At 67.0% G+C, this 16,978-nt stretch carries 18 protein-coding genes; 13 read left to right on the forward strand and 5 right to left on the reverse strand.

Annotation, left to right across the window (positions count from 1 at the left end; translation table 11 throughout):
* Positions 1–63: 63 nt before the first annotated feature.
* The 3 genes from ALI144C_RS47855 to dprA are packed head-to-tail and all read left to right on the forward strand — an operon-like array spanning position 64 to position 3,153.
* On the forward strand, positions 64–501 hold the full coding sequence (locus ALI144C_RS47855; RefSeq protein ID WP_083754037.1) for a YraN family protein: 438 nt from the start codon (positions 64–66) through the stop codon (positions 499–501).
* Complete coding sequence (locus tag ALI144C_RS47860; RefSeq protein ID WP_076993958.1) at positions 501–2,015, forward strand: YifB family Mg chelatase-like AAA ATPase; 1,515 nt, start codon at positions 501–503, stop codon at positions 2,013–2,015. The genes ALI144C_RS47855 and ALI144C_RS47860 overlap by 1 nt, the downstream gene beginning before the upstream one ends.
* A 1-nt stretch (position 2,016) precedes the next feature.
* Positions 2,017–3,153: a DNA-processing protein DprA gene (dprA, locus tag ALI144C_RS47865; RefSeq protein ID WP_076993959.1), complete on the forward strand. Its 1,137-nt coding sequence runs from the start codon at positions 2,017–2,019 to the stop codon at positions 3,151–3,153.
* Positions 3,154–3,174: 21 nt separating this feature from the next.
* Here the strand turns inward: dprA and ALI144C_RS47870 are convergent, their stop codons facing one another.
* From ALI144C_RS47870 to ALI144C_RS47880, 3 genes are read right to left on the reverse strand one after another with little or no spacing between them, the layout of a single operon-like run.
* The gene (locus ALI144C_RS47870; RefSeq protein WP_076993960.1) at positions 3,175–4,155 is read right to left on the reverse strand and encodes a Kelch repeat-containing protein; all 981 of its coding nucleotides are present in this window, start codon (positions 4,153–4,155) and stop codon (positions 3,175–3,177) included.
* Between the two features lie 58 nt (positions 4,156–4,213).
* A complete protein-coding gene (locus tag ALI144C_RS47875; protein WP_076993961.1) occupies positions 4,214–4,432 on the reverse strand; it encodes a hypothetical protein in 219 nt (72 codons plus the stop codon).
* Positions 4,433–4,466: 34 nt separating this feature from the next.
* Positions 4,467–5,651, reverse strand: coding sequence for a S8 family serine peptidase (locus ALI144C_RS47880; RefSeq protein ID WP_076993962.1), 1,185 nt, complete (start codon positions 5,649–5,651; stop codon positions 4,467–4,469).
* A 214-nt stretch (positions 5,652–5,865) separates the two neighbouring features.
* Here ALI144C_RS47880 and ALI144C_RS47885 point away from each other — a divergent pair, with 214 nt between their 5' ends.
* The 4 genes from ALI144C_RS47885 to ALI144C_RS47900 all read left to right on the forward strand — a co-directional run bounded on the left by ALI144C_RS47885 (position 5,866) and on the right by ALI144C_RS47900 (position 9,803).
* Entirely contained in the window at positions 5,866–6,846 is a 981-nt protein-coding gene (locus ALI144C_RS47885) for a tyrosine recombinase XerC (RefSeq protein WP_441297613.1), read from the forward strand.
* A gap of 250 nt (positions 6,847–7,096) precedes the next feature.
* Positions 7,097–7,906, forward strand: coding sequence for a FliA/WhiG family RNA polymerase sigma factor (locus ALI144C_RS47890; RefSeq protein ID WP_076994807.1), 810 nt, complete (start codon positions 7,097–7,099; stop codon positions 7,904–7,906).
* A 145-nt stretch (positions 7,907–8,051) separates the two neighbouring features.
* The gene (locus ALI144C_RS47895; RefSeq protein WP_076993963.1) at positions 8,052–9,182 is read left to right on the forward strand and encodes an agmatine deiminase family protein; all 1,131 of its coding nucleotides are present in this window, start codon (positions 8,052–8,054) and stop codon (positions 9,180–9,182) included.
* 39 nt (positions 9,183–9,221) lie between these two features.
* The gene (locus ALI144C_RS47900; RefSeq protein WP_076993964.1) at positions 9,222–9,803 is read left to right on the forward strand and encodes a TetR/AcrR family transcriptional regulator; all 582 of its coding nucleotides are present in this window, start codon (positions 9,222–9,224) and stop codon (positions 9,801–9,803) included.
* Between the two features lie 437 nt (positions 9,804–10,240).
* On the opposite strand, the gene ALI144C_RS47905 is transcribed toward ALI144C_RS47900, so the two are convergent.
* Positions 10,241–10,777, reverse strand: a complete 537-nt coding sequence (locus tag ALI144C_RS47905; RefSeq protein ID WP_076993965.1) for a M23 family metallopeptidase — start codon at positions 10,775–10,777, stop codon at positions 10,241–10,243.
* A 359-nt stretch (positions 10,778–11,136) separates the two neighbouring features.
* On the opposite strand from ALI144C_RS47905, the gene rpsB reads away from it, so the two are divergent.
* From rpsB to ALI144C_RS47930, 5 genes are all read left to right on the forward strand, one after another.
* Positions 11,137–11,970, forward strand: coding sequence for a 30S ribosomal protein S2 (rpsB, locus tag ALI144C_RS47910; RefSeq protein WP_076993966.1), 834 nt, complete (start codon positions 11,137–11,139; stop codon positions 11,968–11,970).
* A gap of 78 nt (positions 11,971–12,048) precedes the next feature.
* Positions 12,049–12,864, forward strand: coding sequence for a translation elongation factor Ts (tsf, locus tag ALI144C_RS47915; protein WP_076993967.1), 816 nt, complete (start codon positions 12,049–12,051; stop codon positions 12,862–12,864).
* 109 nt (positions 12,865–12,973) lie between these two features.
* The gene (gene pyrH, locus ALI144C_RS47920) at positions 12,974–13,717 is read left to right on the forward strand and encodes a UMP kinase (protein ID WP_076993968.1); all 744 of its coding nucleotides are present in this window, start codon (positions 12,974–12,976) and stop codon (positions 13,715–13,717) included.
* A 71-nt stretch (positions 13,718–13,788) separates the two neighbouring features.
* Positions 13,789–14,346, forward strand: a complete 558-nt coding sequence (gene frr, locus ALI144C_RS47925; protein ID WP_076993969.1) for a ribosome recycling factor — start codon at positions 13,789–13,791, stop codon at positions 14,344–14,346.
* 12 nt (positions 14,347–14,358) lie between these two features.
* On the forward strand, positions 14,359–15,228 hold the full coding sequence (locus ALI144C_RS47930; protein WP_076993970.1) for a phosphatidate cytidylyltransferase: 870 nt from the start codon (positions 14,359–14,361) through the stop codon (positions 15,226–15,228).
* 47 nt (positions 15,229–15,275) lie between these two features.
* Here ALI144C_RS47930 and ALI144C_RS47935 read toward each other — a convergent pair whose 3' ends face one another.
* Positions 15,276–16,100, reverse strand: a complete 825-nt coding sequence (locus tag ALI144C_RS47935; protein ID WP_076993971.1) for a VOC family protein — start codon at positions 16,098–16,100, stop codon at positions 15,276–15,278.
* Positions 16,101–16,267: 167 nt separating this feature from the next.
* Between ALI144C_RS47935 and ALI144C_RS47940 the strand changes: the two genes are divergently transcribed.
* Positions 16,268–16,969, forward strand: a complete 702-nt coding sequence (locus tag ALI144C_RS47940; protein WP_237774664.1) for a class I SAM-dependent methyltransferase — start codon at positions 16,268–16,270, stop codon at positions 16,967–16,969.
* Positions 16,970–16,978: the final 9 nt, after the last annotated feature.

Genomic DNA, 16,978 nt, shown 5'->3' on the forward strand with positions numbered 1-16,978 from the left:
CCTGGCCCACCCGTGAACCCATAGGAAAACTGGAACGAGAAAGCCGATCCAGGAGGGCCAACCATGAAGACCACGGTCACCACCGCCGCGAAATCCCCAGTGGAATCTCCAGTGGAATCCCGAGTGGAATCGCCGGCGAAAGCCCGAAACCGGCACCACGAACTGGGGCGCAGAGGCGAGGATCTCGCAGTCGCCTACCTGACCGGGCAGGGCCTGGTGGTCCTCGACCGCAACTGGCGCTGTCGTGACGGCGAACTGGACCTGATCCTCACCGACGGCTCCATAGTGGTCGTCTGCGAGGTGAAAACCCGCGCGGGCACGGACTTCGGCCTACCCGCGGAAGCTGTGGACGATCGAAAAGCCAGACGCGTCAGAAGGCTGACCAACACCTGGCTGTCCACCTACCGCATCCCCTGGTGCGAACTGCGCTTCGACATCATCGCGATCACGTGGCCGCCAGGGCAGACGCCCCGAATCGACCACCTGAAGGACGCGTTCTGATGCCACTGGCACAAGCATGGTCGGTAGCCCTGTCCGGGATGGACGGCCGGATGGTGGAGATAGAAGCGGACATAGGCGGCGGTACACCGAAAACGGTCATCGTCGGCCTCCCGGACGCGGCGCTGAACGAAGCGAAGGACAGAGTCCACGCGGCGGTCCGCAACAGCGGCGAGGAATGGCCGAAACGCCAGATCACCATCGGCCTCTCACCCGCAGCGGTCCGCAAGGCAGGCTCAAGCTACGACCTCGCCCTCGCCTGCGTCGTCCTCGCCGCAGCGGGAACAGTCCCCGACGAACCGGTCCGCACAACCGTGATGATCGGCGAACTCGCCCTGGACGGCCGTGTCAGAGACGTATGCGGAATCCTGCCTTGTCTTCTCGCTGCCCGCCGTGCTGGTGTGAAGCGAGCCATAGTGCCATCCACTGCTATGGCCGAAGCAGCGCTGGTGACTGGAATGGACGTGTTGGGCGCAAACGAGCTCAGACACGTCGTGAGATGGCTTCGCGGAGATGACGACGCGTTGATGACTCCCGGTTCACCTGACATCGTGACGCGAGAAAAGTTCCCCGACTTGGAAGATGTTGTTGGCCAACCCGAAGCCCGTTGGGCGTTGGAAGTCGCTGCGGCGGGAGGGCATCACCTACTACTGGTTGGGCCGCCAGGCACCGGAAAAACGATGCTAGCGCGCAGACTGCCTGCTCTTCTCCCTCCGCTCACCTACGAACAGTCCCTTGAGGTCACAGCGGTGCATTCCGTCGCAGGTTTGCTGAGACCGGAAGCACCTTTGGTCATGACTCCGCCGTTCTTCGCGCCACATCACTCAACCTCGATCCCCGCTCTAGTCGGTGGAGGCGTGGGTCTGGCCAAGCCGGGCGGCATAAGCCGAGCGCACTGCGGAGTTGTGTTCCTCGACGAGGCTTGCGAGTTCGCGGCGGACAGGTTGGAGTCCTTGCGTACTGCCATGGAAGAAGGAGAGATCAGGTTGGCACGCCGTGATGGTGTAGTGCGCTACCCGGCCAGGTTTCAGTTGATCCTTGCTACGAATCCGTGTCCGTGTGCGCCGCCGAGGGATACCGAATGTACATGCCCACCCAACACGCGGCGCCGCTACTTCGCAAGACTGTCAGGTCCTTTCATGGATCGCGTCGACCTTAGAGTCCGAATGAGACCGCTCACCAGGCTATCATCCGTAAACGGATCGAAGCCCGAACGGACAGAACAAGTGCGTGCACGGGTCTGGCAGGCGAGAGAACGAGCAAGGCAGCGATGGTGCGAGTACGGGTGGGCGACCAACGCCGAGGTTCCTGGCCCTTCCTTGTGGCGTGAATTCGCCCTGCCCAGCAAAGCGACTAATTTGCTGGATCGCGGACTTGATGCCGGCGCGATTACAGGTCGAGGAGCAGACAGATGCCTCCGAGTGGCCTGGACCTTGGCCGACCTGGAAGGAGCCGACGAACCAGACGCCAACCACGTCGCAGCGGCCCTCGAGTTCCGCGATCGCCGGGCGGCTTGACATGGTGACACGGGAACAGCGACTGGCGTGCGCATACCTGCTCAGAGTGGCTGAGCCGCCCGCATGTGCGTTGAGGCGCTTTGTCGCCGAGCATGGTGTGGTCGCTGCTGCTGAGGCTGTGCGAGTTGGTGACGTGCCGGAGGCTGTCGAAGCGGAGACGTCGGCGAGACGACATGTCGATACGGCGGCCGAGGACCTCGCGGTCGCTGAGCGCGTCGGGGCGCGGCTGGTGACTCCTGAAGATGAGGACTGGCCTGCCTGGCCGTTGCTGCCGTTGACGAATGCCGCCGCTCGTGGTTTGAAGTGGGCCAGTCCGCCGCTGGGGCTTTGGGTTCGAGGCACGGTGCCACTTGTGGAAGCCTTGCAGCGGGCGGTATCCGTCGTCGGGGCAAGAGCGGCAACCTCCTATGGCGAGCATGTCGCGGCCGAGTTGGGCTACGGGCTTGCCAGTCGGGGGATGACGGTTGTTTCGGGTGCTGCCTATGGCATCGACGGCGCCGCGCATAAGGGGGCGCTGAATACCAGTGGTTGTACGGTCGCGGTGTTGGCGTGCGGTATCGATCGCGCGTATCCGGCCGGGCACAGTGCCTTGATCGACCGGATCGCCGCGCAGGGGCTCGTCATCACCGAGTACCCGCCGGGCACGACTCCCGCCCGGCATCGATTCCTCGTACGCAACAGGATCATCGCCGCACTGGGTGCGGGAACGGTGGTGGTGGAGGCTGGTCAGCGCAGCGGCGCCCGCAACACCGCCGCGTCCGCTGCCGCGTTGGGGCGGGTCCTCATGGTCGTTCCCGGGCCGGTGACGTCCGCGATGTCGATGGGGTGCCACGACCTGCTCAGGGAAGGGCTAGCCACCTCGGTCAGCTCCGTCGCCGAAGTCGTCGAATCCGTCGGCCTCTTCGGCGAGGACCTGGTCCCCAGAACCGAAACCTCGGCCCGTCCGACCGACGGCCTCGACAGTGAAGCACTTCGTGTCCACGAAGCACTCGAACCCCGTGCCGCGCACCCTGCCGAACGCATAGCCGAGGTCTCCGGCGTCCCTCTTCCCAGAGTCCGCGCCGTGCTGCCCGCATTGGAACTGACCGGCCTTGCCGACCGCTGCGAATCTGGCTGGCGACTGAGCCCGCCCGCTTGACGCGGGCAGTACTTCGCGCAGTTAGGAGAGAGGGAGTTTTTCGATGATGTTCGTCATCTCGACCAGGTTGGGCTTCGCTCCACCGAGCAGCACGTACGCGGTATTGTCGACGACTACCGCGCCGATGCCGTGCCGGGGTGTGCCGAGGTTAGGGAGGTTGCTTGTCTCGCCCTTGGCGTTGACGCACTGCACTTCGCTGTACGTGGCGTTCACGTCTTCGCCACCGGCGATGCAGCCGCCTCGGGCTTCTCCCGCGTAGAAACCGGCCACGCCGCCGCGAGCGATGGGCATCGGTGTCGTCGCGCTGACGGTGTCACCCTTGACCACGTCGTTGTCTGGTTGTGGGCTGACGGTGTTGCGGCCTGCGAGGAACCAGACGGTCCCGTTTCCGTCCGTCGCGGCGCCGAGGTGTTCACGGGCTTTCGCGAACGCGCCCAGCCTGCGCCAGGTGTTGTTCTCCAGTGCGAACACGTCACCGCGCGGTTGGCCTTCGACGAAAGTGCCGCCGCCGAACACGATTCGCTTGCCGTCCCACGCCGCTGCGCCCGCTGCCCGCTTCTCCGGCAACGGCGGTCCCGCCTGCCAGGACTGGCCCGCCGGGTCGAGGACCCACACGTTCGCGGTGGCGTCGTGGCCGCCGCCTTGGGCGACATAGCCGCCGATGAGGTAGAGCTTGTCGCCTGCGGCGACCATCGACGGGTGGTGCACCGCGACGGGTGTGTCGGGGCCGGACCGCCAGTAGTTGGTCGCCGGGTCGAAGATCAGGACCTTGGTGGTGGGCTGCTGGTCCGCGGTGAAACCACCCGCCGACCAGATCTGGCCCTTGAAGGCCGCCGCGCCTACTTCGCCGAGCTTCACCGGTGCGTCGGCCGCGCGCTCCCACGTGGCTGCGGACACCGTGGATGGCGTCTGCGCCAGAGCCTGTGGTGCCGGGGCCGGGGCCGGTGTCGAGCAGGCGCTGAGGATCAGGGCAGATGCGATGACCACGACGCGAGGGATCATTTTCCCAGTGTCGCACCAGGAGGCCGCGTTCCGCAGATTGGGGCGCGGGGCGTAACGGCTAGGTGGCCGGGCGGTAGTCGTCGCGTTGCCATTCGATTGCTTTGACGCCGGGCACGGCCATCAGGGCGTCGACCGCGTCGGTGGCGATCGAACCTGTGACCGTGCCGAGCGCTTCGAACACCTCGTCGACCGCCAGCCCTGCCCGGCGTAGGTCGGCGACGATCCGGGGCACGTCGGTCATGCTGTCGTCCGCGATGGAGACCATGATCTTGGGCACGTCAGCCTCCTTGGAGTAGGAGGCTGACGCTAGCTCATGGAGCTTGCACGAGCCCCGCGCCGACATCCGTGGACGGCAGCTTGATGCGGGTCGCGGACTGGACCAGACGTGCCCACAGCTCCCAGGACTTGGCTTGGTACTGGGCCGCGACGAGCGCGGCGATGCCCGCGACGTGCGGTGTCGCCATGCTGGTGCCGCGCAGGCGTTTGTGCTCCGCGCCTGGCCAGCTCGAGTAGACGTTCTCGCCGGGCGCGACGATGTCCACCTGCCCGATGGCGTCCACCGTGCCGCAGGAGAAGTCGGCGACCGCGCCTGCCTCGTTCACCGCACCGACCGCCATGATCGACGGGCAGTTGGCCGGGTGACCGACCGACGCGATGTGACCCGCCCCGCGCGAGCTTTCGTTGCCCGCCGCGGCGATGATCAACGTGCCGAGGTCCATGGCACGCTTGGCCGCCTGCTCGAACACCGTCGAATAGGGCGTGCCCGGTTGGGTCGCCGCGCCGAGGGACATCGACACCACCGAGCACCCGTTGGCGATCGCCCACGAGATCCCGGCCAGGATGCCGCCGTCGGAACCCGAGCCGCTGTTGCTCAGGACCTTGCCCGCGTAGATGTCCGCGTTGAACGCGACACCGTAGCCAGGACCGGCTGACGGTTTGCGAGGACCGCACGCGGTGCCTATGCAGTGCGTGCCGTGTCCGTGGCCGTCCTGCACGTCCTCGCCCTTGATGAACGAGTTCGTTGTGACGTTGCGCCCGGCGAAGTCCGGGTGCTTGACGTCGAAACCGGTGTCGAGCACCGCGACACGCACGCCTGTCGCGTCCACGGCACACGTCGACGCACGGATCGCTTGCAGGCCCCAGGTGAACGCGCTCTCGTCCGCTGTCGTGACCGGCTCGGCCGGGGCTTCCGCCGTGATCGCGTGCACCACCCGCTCGGCCTCGACGACCGAGATCGGACCGGGCTCGGCCGCGGCCACCGCGAGTCGACTGGCCTGGTCCTCGGCCGCCGTCACCACCGCGACACCGAGTTCGTGCAGGATCAGGCCGTCCGCCTCGTCGAACACCGACGGCGCCGCCGCGCCCGCGAAGTCGGCGGTGCTGGCCATCCGCAGCCCGGCGACCCGCGACATCGCCCGTGCGCCCGCCGCCACCGCGTCGTCTTCGAGCAGGACCAGATAACGGCCGGTCAGACCAGCGTCTTGTGGACTTGTCATACGTCCCCCTCTTCTTTTCCGCCCCCAGGCTTAAGCAGGATCGGGACGATCAAGGCGGACGTAACGGGCAGCGGGTTGCTCCTTTCGGGCTATTTATCCGCGCGGACGGCCCAATTCCGCACCAGTGGTGCCAGTGGTGGTCCTGTGGGTGAACAACACGCCCGGACCAGGCCGGTGCTTGACCTGGCAGCGGTCGTCGCGCAGCTTGAACGCTGTGTCGTCGACTGCCCGCCGCCGGGTCGACCTGCTGAAGGTTCGAACGGAACTGCCACCGCCCGATCAGCTGACGGTGGAGGCCTACGAACGCCATCTCAGGGCCGAGCGCGGGCTTTCCCCGCACACCGTCCGCGCCTACGTCGGCGATGTGGTGTCCCTGCTCGGGTACGTCCGTGGGCTTGATGTCATCGGATCGGGATCGCCACAGGCGCAAGGAAATCTCGACCTGGCCGGGATCAGGGCGTGGCTCGCGGCGCAGCGGTCGGCCGGTACCGGCCGGACGACGCTGGCGCGGCGTTCGGCGGCGGCCCGGACCTTCTCGGCGTGGGCGCACCGAAGGGGTCACCTGGACTCCGATCCCGGTGCGCGGCTCGTCGCGCCACGGCCGCATCGTGCTCTTCCTTCGGTGCTGCGCCAGGATCAGGCCGACGAGCTGATGCGGGCGTCGCAATCCGGCGCGGCCGAACGGGATGCCGTCGCAATGCGGGATCACGTGATCGTCGAGCTGTTGTACGCCACCGGGATCCGGGTCTCCGAGCTGTGCGGTCTCGATGTCGGCGACGTGGACATGGATCTCCGTGTGGTGCGGGTGATCGGCAAGGGCGACAAGGAAAGGACCGTTCCTTTCGGGACGCCCGCGCATCGCGCCGTCCAGGACTGGCTGACGGACGGGCGGCCGGAGTTGGCCGCGGAGCACTCACCACCCGCCCTGCTGATCGGTGTTCGAGGTGGACGGCTGCAGCCGAGCAGCGTGCGTCGGATCGTCCATGACGCCCTCAAAGCGGTCCCGGGGGCGCCCGATCTGGGTCCGCACGGGCTGCGCCACACGGCGGCGACCCATCTGCTCGAAGGCGGGGCGGACCTCCGTAGCGTGCAGGAGCTGCTCGGGCACGCCACCTTGGCGACGACTCAGTTGTATACACACGTGACAGTCGAGCGGCTGCGTGCCGTGCACGATCAGGCTCATCCCAGGTCGTAGCGGTATACGTGTGCCGGATATCGGGACTGTGCGACTCGCCGTGACAATTTGAGCGCACTAGGGGGCGAGATGGGCACGGAAAGCTCCTAAGCTGGACGGCATGGCGCGCGGCTCCAGGCTGGATCAGGTCACCCCCGATCCAACGAGATCGGACAACACGGGGAGAGGTTCTCGCACTGTGGCCGTACCCGAGCCTGATTCCGAGCTGGCGAAGCCTGGCAGCAACGGACGTGCCAGGACGCCGTACGGAATCGGCCAGCCCAACGGTGTCCTGCCTGGTGACCACCGCACAGCGGACGACGTCGAGGCCGGCATCGTCGCGTTGTGGACCGAGTACGGCAAGGAGCGTGACCAGCCGCTGCGGGATCGGCTCGTGCTGCACTACGCGCCGCTGGTCAAGTACGTCGCCGGCCGCGTCGGTACCGGCCTGCCCGCGCACGTCGACGTCGGCGACCTGATCCAGTCCGGCATCTTCGGGCTGGTCGACGCGATCGAGAAGTTCGAGCCGGAGCGCGGCCTGAAGTTCGAGACCTACGCGATGCAACGCATCCGCGGCGCGATCCTCGACGACCTGCGCCAACAGGACTGGGTCCCGCGTTCGGTGCGCGGCAGGGCGCGTGAGGTGGAGCGGGCGCTCGAGCGCCTCGGCGCCAAGTTGCAGCGCCAGCCGACCGATCCGGAACTCGCGGCGGAGCTCGACATCAGCGTGAAGGATCTGCACGAGCTCTACGCCCAACTGCAGCTGACCAGCGTCGTCGCGCTGGACGAGCTCGTCGCCGCAGGTCGCGGCACGGCGTCGCTCGCCGAGACACTGCCGGACGAGGGCGCCGAGGATCCGGTGGCGACCCTGGTCGACCTGGACAACCGCAGGCAGCTGGCCGGTGCGATCGAGCAGCTCGCCGAGCGCGACCGGATCGTGGTCACCTTGTACTACTTCGAGAACCTGACCCTCGCCGAGATCGGCAAGGTTCTCGGCGTGACCGAGTCCCGCGTCTGCCAGCTGCACACTCGTGCGGTGCTGCGACTGCGGGCGAAACTGGTCGAACAGTCCGACGCCTGAGCGGCCTCCCGGTCCGCCCTGAGTCAACACCGGCTGCAGGAAGCTGCAGCTAGATCATCAATCCGGAGGACGTGCATCTCCGTCGTCGAGTTTGACTGAAAATTTGGTCAGGGATTACCGTGAAGCCGTCCGCAGGAGGGACGCGATGAGACGGCGGCGGTTCTTGCAGGCCAGCTTGATGACGATGAGCGGCCTCGCGCTGGCTGCTTGTGACGACCCGGCGCCAGCGTCGGCGCCGGTGGAAGGGACGTCCATGACCCCGGCTGAGGCGACGCGCTCATGGCTGATGCCAGAGGAGGGCCAGCCGCACAAGCGCACCTGGATGGCCTTCGGCGCGAGCGAGAAGATCTGGGGCGCACGCCTGCTGCTGCGGGTGCGGCAGAACCTGGCGACGATCGCCACCACCATCGCCCGATACGAGCCGGTGTCGATGCTGGTGCGGCCAAGTGAGGTCGACCTGGCGCGGGGACTGGTCGGCCCGGGTGTCGAGTTGGTCGCCGTCGAGGTGGACGACCTGTGGATACGCGACACCGGCTTGGTGTTCGTGAAGAGTGGCGGCGACCGAGCCGGCGTGGACTTCAACTTCAACGGCTGGGGTGGCAAACAGGAGCACGGGCACGACGCCGGAGTGGCGCGGTTCGTGGCCGGTCGTGCCGCGGTGGAGACCGTCCGTACCGATCTTGTGATGGAAGGCGGCGGCCTTGAGGTCGACGGCGAAGGCACCGCCATCATCACCGAGTCCTGCGTGCTCAACAGCAACCGCAACCGTCACCGGACGAAAGCCGATGTCGAGTCCGCACTCGCGCGTCTGCTCGGCATCAAGAAGGTGATCTGGTTGCCGGGGATCGCCGGGAAGGACATCACGGACGGTCACACGGACTTCTACGCCCGCTTCGCCGGACCGGGTGTGGTGGTCGCGGGACTGGACAACGACACGGACGGCTTCGACTACGAGGTCACCCGCCGTCACCTGGAGATCCTGCGCGCCGCGACCGATGCGAAAGGCCGCAAGCTGCGGGTCGAGACCCTGGAGGCGCCGACGACCCTGCGTGCCAAGGACACGGGCAAGGACTTCGCGGCGGGTTACATCAACTTCTATGTCTGCAATGGAGCCGTGATCGCACCGGAGTTCGGCGATCCGACCGCGGACCCGGCCACCCAGGCCACACTGGCACGGCTGTTCCCCGGACGGGAGGTGGTGCAGATCGACATCGACGCCATCGCGGCGGGCGGTGGTGGTATCCACTGCACGACCCAACAAGAGCCCGCCGCGTGAATATCGCCGTGTGAGTATCGCCGCGTGAATCGAGGTGCCGTGTCGGAGCGTCGAACCCAGATACTGCAAGCCGCCGTCCGCGTCATAGCCGAGGACGGTGTTCGCGGCCTGCGGATCGAGAAGCTCGCCGCGGCGGCGGGCGTGTCCACCGCCCTGATCTACTACCACTTCAAAGACCGGTCAGGGGTGCTGCACGCCGCGCTCGAGCACATCAACCGCCGTGCCGAGAACTACACAGGACCAGCACCTGCCACGGACAGCGACCCACGCACCCGACTCGAACAGATGCTGCTGCTCGAACTCCAGGACATCGACAACGTCCGGGAGAACAGCATCGCCTGGGGCGAACTGCGCGCCAGCGCGGTGTTCAACCACGACTTACGCGAAACCCTGCACGCCACAACACGTGCGTGGAACGCGGACGTCGAAACGCTCATCAGCGAAGCCAAAGCCAACGGCAGCATCACCACCGACATCGACCCGGCCCTCACTGCCGAACACCTCACCGCCCTCGTCGAAGGACTCAGCGAACGCTGGCACAGCGGTTCGATCACCTTCGACCGCGCCCGTGCCGTATTGACTGGAGCCTTCGCTGTTCACTTCGGCCGCGACGCGAGGTGAGCAGCGGAGTTGATCGCTGCGGGCAGCGACCCTGGCCCCTCGCGCGGCGGCATCGGCGTTGGGTGGCTACTTCCAGGCTCGGAGGGCCTGGTCAGGCGGTCTGCGTGACTTCGGCCCAGGCGGGCGAGGTGCAGACCAGTGCCGCGCGGGAACTGAGCCCCACCTCACTGGCGTCAGTGTCTCCACGACGGCCGACTTGACCAGGGCCTCTCCCACAGCGCCTCCACCGAAGCCTCGACGCGATCGCCCGCTCCCCTGCGACTCGGCGAACGCGAACGCGCCCATCTCGACCGACTCGCTAACACGACCCGCCGCACACACCCCGGGCACGCGGCCCCGGCCAGAACACCTCGCCGACGATGGCCGACGCGTTGGGCAGTACGAAACCCTGCTCGCTGCGGGCCCATCCGGTGATGAGTTCGAGCAGACGCGGGGGCTCAACTGGTGATCGGGGCTAACCGCATGCCGGTGCCTGCCGCGGGTGTCGACGGCAGGAGTCGAACGCGTCCTCTGGACAGCAGTCGCATCGGATCGAGGTAGATCGCGCCGCGTCGGGCTCCCCAGTGCAGGCAGGGCGTGGGGCAGTGGCCCGCCACCAGGTGGCCGATGACGTCGCCCCGGCGGACGTGCTGGTCGCGGGCGACCGTGGGGGCGACTGGTTCATACGTCGTCCGCAGACCGCCGGGGTGTTGCAGCGAGACCAGTGGCCGGTCGACCACCACGCCCGCGTGGATCACGCGCCCGTCGCCCGCGGCCAGCACCGGGTGGTCGACAGCGGCCGTGAGGTCCGCGCCGCGGTGGCCCGGGCCGTATGGCGTCGCTGGTGGGATGAACGGGCGGACGAGCGGGTGAGGTGGGGCGAGTGGCCAGGAAAAATATGGCCGGATTCGCGCGGCCGGTGGTGCCGCGGCCGATGCGGGGAAGGCGCTGACCAGGATGACGATCAGGGCTGTGAGCTGGGCGAATGTGCGCATGTGTCCAGGGTGTCGGGCACTGGATCGGGCCGCCACCCTGCGTTGATCAAGGTGTGGACAGTCCGCTGGCTGTGGACAACTCGCGTTCGAAGGGGTAGAGCGGTTAATGGTTTGTCGGTTCGGCGGCGTACACTGCTCACGCGGCCCGTGTCTTCACGGGGCGACTTCGCGTGCCAGTACTACCGGCCCATCCGGCCGGTGACGACGCCCGTCGGTCCCACCTCGGTATCCATCGAGTCGGGTGCGGGCGCCGGTACTGCCACCAGGGCGGCAGACCACCCGGTGTGCCGCGAGAACCGACTAGCGTGCCGGCCTTCCCACAGACCGGCATGCCCGACAGAAGAGGTGCGAATCCGGCCATGGCCGTCGTCACCATGAGGCAGTTGCTCGATTCCGGCGTGCACTTCGGGCACCAGACCCGCCGCTGGAACCCGAAGATGAAGCGCTTCATCTTCACCGAGCGCAACGGCATCTACATCATCGACCTGCAGCAGACGCTGACCTACATCGACCGCGCGTACGAGTTCGTCAAGGAGACGGTCGCGCACGGTGGTTCGATCCTGTTCGTCGGCACCAAGAAGCAGGCACAGGAAGCGATCGCGGAGCAGGCGCTGCGTGTCGGCATGCCCTTCGTGAACCAGCGTTGGCTCGGCGGCATGCTGACCAACTTCTCCACCGTGCACAAGCGCCTCCAGCGGCTCAAGGAGCTGGAGTCGATGGAGCAGACCGGCGGCTTCCAGGGTCTCACCAAGAAGGAGATCCTGATGCTGACCCGGGAGAAGGACAAGCTGGAGCGCACCCTCGGCGGTATCCGCGACATGTCCAAGGTGCCGAGCGCCGTCTGGATCGTGGACACCAAGAAGGAGCACATCGCCGTCGGCGAGGCCCGCAAGCTCAACATCCCGGTCGTGGCCATCCTCGACACCAACTGCGACCCGGACGAGGTCGACTACCCGATCCCGGGCAACGACGACGCAATCCGGTCGGCCGCGCTGCTGACCCGCGTCGTGGCCGAGGCCGCCGCCGCGGGCCTGATCGCCCGCTCCGGCCGCAACGGTGCCGCAGCCGAGGGCGAGGACAAGCCGGAGCCGGGCGCTGCCGCCGAGCCGCTGCCCGAGTGGGAGCGCGACCTGCTGGTCAGCGCGACCGCCGACGCCGCCGCCAGTGAAGCCCCGGCCCAGACCGAATCCTGACGAAGCTCCGCACACGGTGCCCGTTCCCGCACACGAGGGGAGCGGGCACCACCCCGAACAAGGACGGATAAACGCACGATGGCGAACTACACCGCCGCGGACGTCGCGCGGCTGCGTAAGCTCACCGGCGCCGCAATGATGGACTGCAAGAAGGCTCTCGAGGAGTCCGGCGGCGACTTCGACAAGGCCGTCGAGTTCCTGCGCATCAAGGGTGCGAAGGACGTCGGCAAGCGCGCCGAGCGCGCCACCGCGAACGGCCTGGTCGTCGCGGACGGCGGCGTCATGGTCGAGCTGCGTTGCGAGACGGACTTCGTCGCGAAGAACACCGAGTTCCAGGAGCTGGCCAACAACATCCTGGCCGTCGCGAAGGCCACCAAGCCCGCCGACGTCGAGGTGCTGAAGGCCGCCGACCTCAACGGCCAGAGCGTGGCCGACGCCGTGCAGGCCCTGTCGGCCAAGATCGGCGAGAAGCTGGAGCTGGCCAAGGTCGTCGTGCTCGACGGCCCGGTCGCGATCTACCTGCACAAGCGCTCCGCCGACCTGCCGCCGGCCGTTGGCGTCCTCGTCGAGTACACGGGTGACAACGCGGAGGCCGCTCGCGGTGCCGCGATGCAGGTCGCCGCGCTGAAGGCCAAGTGGGTCACCCGGGACGAGGTGCCCGAGGACCTGGTCGCCCACGAGCGCCGGATCGCCGAGGAGACCGCGCGCGAGGAGGGCAAGCCCGACGCGGCGCTGCCCAAGATCGTCGAGGGCCGGGTGAACGGCTTCTTCAAGGACGTCGTGCTGCTCGACCAGCCGTCGGTCACCGACTCGAAGAAGACCGTCAAGGCGCTGCTGGACGAGGCAGGCGTGACGGTCACCCGCTTCGCCCGCTTCGAGGTCGGCCAGGCCTGACCCGAAATTTCGGGTTCAACGGGCGATGACAGCATGGGCGGGGTCGCGGGCGCGTCGAAAACCGACGCTCGCGGCCCCGCCCGTCGCATGCAACGCCGCAGGAGGAGATGTGACCGAAGCCCCCAAACCGTTCCGGAGAGTGCTGCTGAAGCTCGGTGGTGAGATGTTCGGCGGTGGTGCCGTCGGCGTCGACCCCGATGTCGTGCAAACAGTGGCAAGGCAGATCGCCGAGGTGGTCCGGGCGGGCACCCAGGTGGCGATCGTGATCGGCGGTGGGAACTTCTTCCGCGGCGCCGAACTGCAGCAGCGGGGCATGGACCGGGCGCGCGCCGACTACATGGCGATGCTCGGCACCGTGATGAACTGCCTTGCGCTGCAGGACTTCCTCGAGCAGGCGGAGGGCGTCGAGACGCGGGTGCAGACCGCGATCACGATGAGCCAGGTCGCCGAGGCCTACATCCCGCGCCGCGCGATCAGGCACCTGGAGAAAGGTCGCGTGGTCATCTTCGGTGGCGGTACCGGTATGCCGTACTTCTCCACCGACACCACGGCGGCCCAGCGCGCACTGGAGATCGGCTGCGAGGTCGTGTTGATGGCCAAGGCCGTCGACGGGGTCTACACGGCTGACCCGAAGACCAACCCGGACGCGACCATGTTCGACCACATCTCGCACCGTGAGGTGCTGGAGCGCGGACTGCAGGTGGCCGACACGACCGCGTTCAGCCTCTGCATGGACAACAACATGCCGATCGTGGTTTTCAACCTGTTGACCGAGGGCAACATCGCTCGCGCCGTGCGTGGTGAGAGGATCGGCACGCTGGTGAGCACCCCCGCGAGTACGGTTCCGGTTTAACCGGATCGCGTCGTACTGGCGAGACCGCTGGTAATTCGCAGTCCTACGAACGGCACGAGCAAGGAGCAGCCGTGATCGACGAGACACTTCTCGACGCCGAGGAGAAGATGGAAAAGGCGGTGACGCACGCCAAGGACGACCTGGCAGCCGTGCGCACCGGCCGCGCGACCCCGACCATGTTCTCCCGCATCGTCGTCGAATACTACGGTTCACCCACGCCGTTGAACCAGCTCGCTGGCATCAGCATCCCCGAGGCCAGGATGGCTGTCGTCAAGCCGTACGACGTCAGCCAGCTGACCGCGATCGAGAAGGCGATCAGGGACTCGGACCTCGGTGTGAACCCGAGCAACGACGGCCAGATCATCCGCATCGTCATCCCGCAGCTGTCGGAGGAACGGCGCCGCGAGATGGTCAAGCAGGCCAAGGGCAAGGGCGAGGACGCCAAGGTGGCGATCCGCAACATCCGTCGCAAGGCCAACGAGGAGCTGCACCGCATCGCCAAGGACGGCGAGGCGGGCGAGGACGACGTGGCACGCGCCGAGAAGGAGCTGCAGAACGTCACGGACCGCTACGTCGCACAGGTCGACGAGCTGGTCAAACACAAAGAGGCAGAGCTGCTCGAGGTCTAGTTGACTACGGGAATGGGCAGCACTGCCGGCACCGAGACGGGCGAACCGGCCGGGGACGACACACCGAAGAAGTCCCGGGCCGGCCGCAACCTGCCCGCCGCCATCGGGGTCGGGCTGCTGCTCGGCGCCGCGGTCATCGTTTCGCTGGTGACCGTCAAAGAGATCTTCGTCGGCGTCGTCGCGATCGCAGTCGGCGTGGCGACGTACGAGTTGTCCAACGCGCTCAAACGCGGCGCGGGAATCCAGGTCGCGTTCTGGCCGGTGTTCGTCGGTGGCCAGGCCATGGTGTGGCTGGCGTGGCCCTTCGAACGCAACGGGGTCGTGTCGGCCTTCGTGGTCACGATCCTGGCGTGCCTGCTGTGGCGCTTCCGAGGAGGCACGGAGAACTACCTCCGTGACATCTCGGCGTCGGTGTTCACAGCGGCGTACGTACCGATGTTCGCCTCGTTCGCGGCAATGCTCGTGGTGCCGGAGGACGGCGTTGCCCGGGTGTTGTGCTTCCTCATCGCGGTGGTCGCCTCCGACACAGGCGGCTACGCGGCGGGCGTGCTGTTCGGCAAGCACCCGATGGCGCCGACGATCAGCCCGAAGAAGTCATGGGAAGGCTTCGCCGGCTCGATGATCGCCGGTGTGGTCGGCGGTGCGCTGTCGCTGAACCTGATGCTGGACGCACAGTGGTGGCAGGGCGCGCTGTTCGGCGCGGCGATCGTGCTGACGGCGACGCTGGGCGACCTGGTGGAGTCGCTGATCAAACGGGATCTCGGCATCAAGGACATGGGAAACCTCCTGCCGGGCCACGGCGGCCTGATGGACAGGATGGACTCGCTGCTGCCCTCGGCAGTCGTGTCCTGGTTGCTCCTGCGCCTGTTCGTCCCCAGCTAGCTCGTGAGTGTTTGGCCGGTGAGAACCGGCCAAACACTCACGAGCATTCAGTCGTCGTAGGGATCGTCATATGCCGCACCGAGTTCCTCCTCCGACGGCTGGTGCGGAGTACTCCGGTTCGACGTGTCGATCAATGTGAAAGCGGCCCCGCAAGGATCCTCGATCACCGACAACCGCCCGAAAGGCGAGTCGGCGGGCTCGGACAGCAGTCGCCCACCCAACCGGACAGCCAGCACGGTCGCCTCGTCGGTCCCCACCATCGGCCCGACTTCGAAGTAGATCATCCAGTGCGGCTGGGTGCTGCGTGGGAAGTCCGAGCCGAACCGCATCCGGCCCGCGACCGGTTCGCGGTCACCGGGCAGTGTCCACGTGGTGTAGTCGAACTGCTCTCCGTCACCGATCTGCTCCAGTTGGTAGCCGAACAGGTCGACGAAGAACTTGTCGGCGGTGTCGCCGTCCCACGTGTTCAGCTCGGCCCAACCGAATTCGCCCTTGGTGCCGGTCGCGAACGGCCATGGCGCCGCGGGCTGCCAGAAACCGATCGTCGCGCCGGTTGGGTCGGTTGCCACCATCAGGCAGCCTTGGCCGTCGAATTGCTGGGGTGGCATCTGAATCTGCCCGCCTAATCGGACAATTCGCTCAGCGGTCGTTCTGGTGTCGGATACGGCCAGGTAAAGGGTCCACGTCGGGGGCTGCGGGGAATCGGTGACGCGGTAGAAACCGGCCGCCGGTACGTCGTCGGCGAGCGCGGTCAGGTAGTCACCTGTCGGATTTGCCCGGTATTGCCAGCCGAAGAGTCCACCGTAGAAGTCCCTGCTGGCTTTCGGGTCGGTCGTGGCGAGATCGATCCAACAGGGTGTGCCGAATCGCATGGCGACCTCCGGAGGGGAGAAGGGGCTGAACTTCGAAAGCCCACCGAGGGACCATACGCCTCAACGGCGCCCTGTGGTTTGCTGTTTCGGTGTCAAGGTCATGGCTTCCTGGTCTCGTTTCGCGCGCACGGGAGGCGTTGCTCGCCGCTGTTCGTCCCGATCACGTTGTGCCAAGCCCGAACATCTGGCAGTGGCCGGATCTCTACGAAGTCGAGAACAACGCTCAGGATGTGGACGGTCAGATCTGGCGAGTGCTTGCCGAACGGTGTGATTGGACCGGTCTCGACGTGCTCGACCTTGGTTGTGGCGACGGATTCCACCTGCCGCGGTTCGCCGGGGCCGCGCGCGGTGTCGTCGGAGTCGAGCCGCACCAGCCGTTGGTGGCTCGCGCGCGGCAACGGGTCGCGGACCTGACATCGGTTGATGTGATGGCCGGTGCGGCCCAACGACTTCCGTTGCCGGACGCGAGTGTCGACCTGGTACATGCCAGGACGGCGTACTTCTTCGGACCCGGCTGCGAGCCGGGGTTGGCCGAGGTCGACCGGGTGCTGCGGCCGGGCGGCGTGCTGGTGATCGTCGATCTCGACGGCCGCAGCACCCCGTACGGCGACTGGCTGCGAGCTGATCTCCCCCAGTACGACCCGGGCAAGATCGAGCGGTTCTTCACCGACGCCGGATTCGACAGCGTCGATGTCCGCACCACGTGGCGATTCCAAGATCGTCAGAGCCTGGAAGCCGTGCTGCGGATCGAGTTCTCCGCGGCTGTCGCGCGCAGGGCGATCGCGGGCGTGAGCGGGCTGAGCTTTCCGGTCGGCTACCGGGTGCGCACGCGTCGTAAACCAACTGGTCTAGTCGTGCACGACCGGTAATGTCGTCGC

The organism is Actinosynnema sp. ALI-1.44 (genome assembly GCF_001984155.1).
Taxonomy (GTDB): domain Bacteria; phylum Actinomycetota; class Actinomycetes; order Mycobacteriales; family Pseudonocardiaceae; genus Kibdelosporangium.

Bases quoted from the DNA above. Each gene is read 5' to 3' on its own strand.
- ALI144C_RS47855 (WP_083754037.1), top strand. From the start codon at position 64: ATGAAGACCACGGTCACCACCGCCGCGAAATCCCCAGTGGAATCTCCA.
- ALI144C_RS47860 (WP_076993958.1), top strand. From the start codon at position 501: ATGCCACTGGCACAAGCATGGTCGGTAGCCCTGTCCGGGATGGACGGC.
- dprA (WP_076993959.1), top strand. From the start codon at position 2,017: ATGGTGACACGGGAACAGCGACTGGCGTGCGCATACCTGCTCAGAGTG.
- ALI144C_RS47870 (WP_076993960.1), bottom strand. From the start codon at position 4,155: ATGATCCCTCGCGTCGTGGTCATCGCATCTGCCCTGATCCTCAGCGCC.
- ALI144C_RS47880 (WP_076993962.1), bottom strand. From the start codon at position 5,651: ATGACAAGTCCACAAGACGCTGGTCTGACCGGCCGTTATCTGGTCCTG.
- ALI144C_RS47895 (WP_076993963.1), top strand. From the start codon at position 8,052: ATGAGACGGCGGCGGTTCTTGCAGGCCAGCTTGATGACGATGAGCGGC.
- ALI144C_RS47905 (WP_076993965.1), bottom strand. From the start codon at position 10,777: ATGCGCACATTCGCCCAGCTCACAGCCCTGATCGTCATCCTGGTCAGC.
- rpsB (WP_076993966.1), top strand. From the start codon at position 11,137: ATGGCCGTCGTCACCATGAGGCAGTTGCTCGATTCCGGCGTGCACTTC.
- tsf (WP_076993967.1), top strand. From the start codon at position 12,049: ATGGCGAACTACACCGCCGCGGACGTCGCGCGGCTGCGTAAGCTCACC.
- ALI144C_RS47930 (WP_076993970.1), top strand. From the start codon at position 14,359: ATGGGCAGCACTGCCGGCACCGAGACGGGCGAACCGGCCGGGGACGAC.
- ALI144C_RS47935 (WP_076993971.1), bottom strand. From the start codon at position 16,100: ATGCGATTCGGCACACCCTGTTGGATCGATCTCGCCACGACCGACCCG.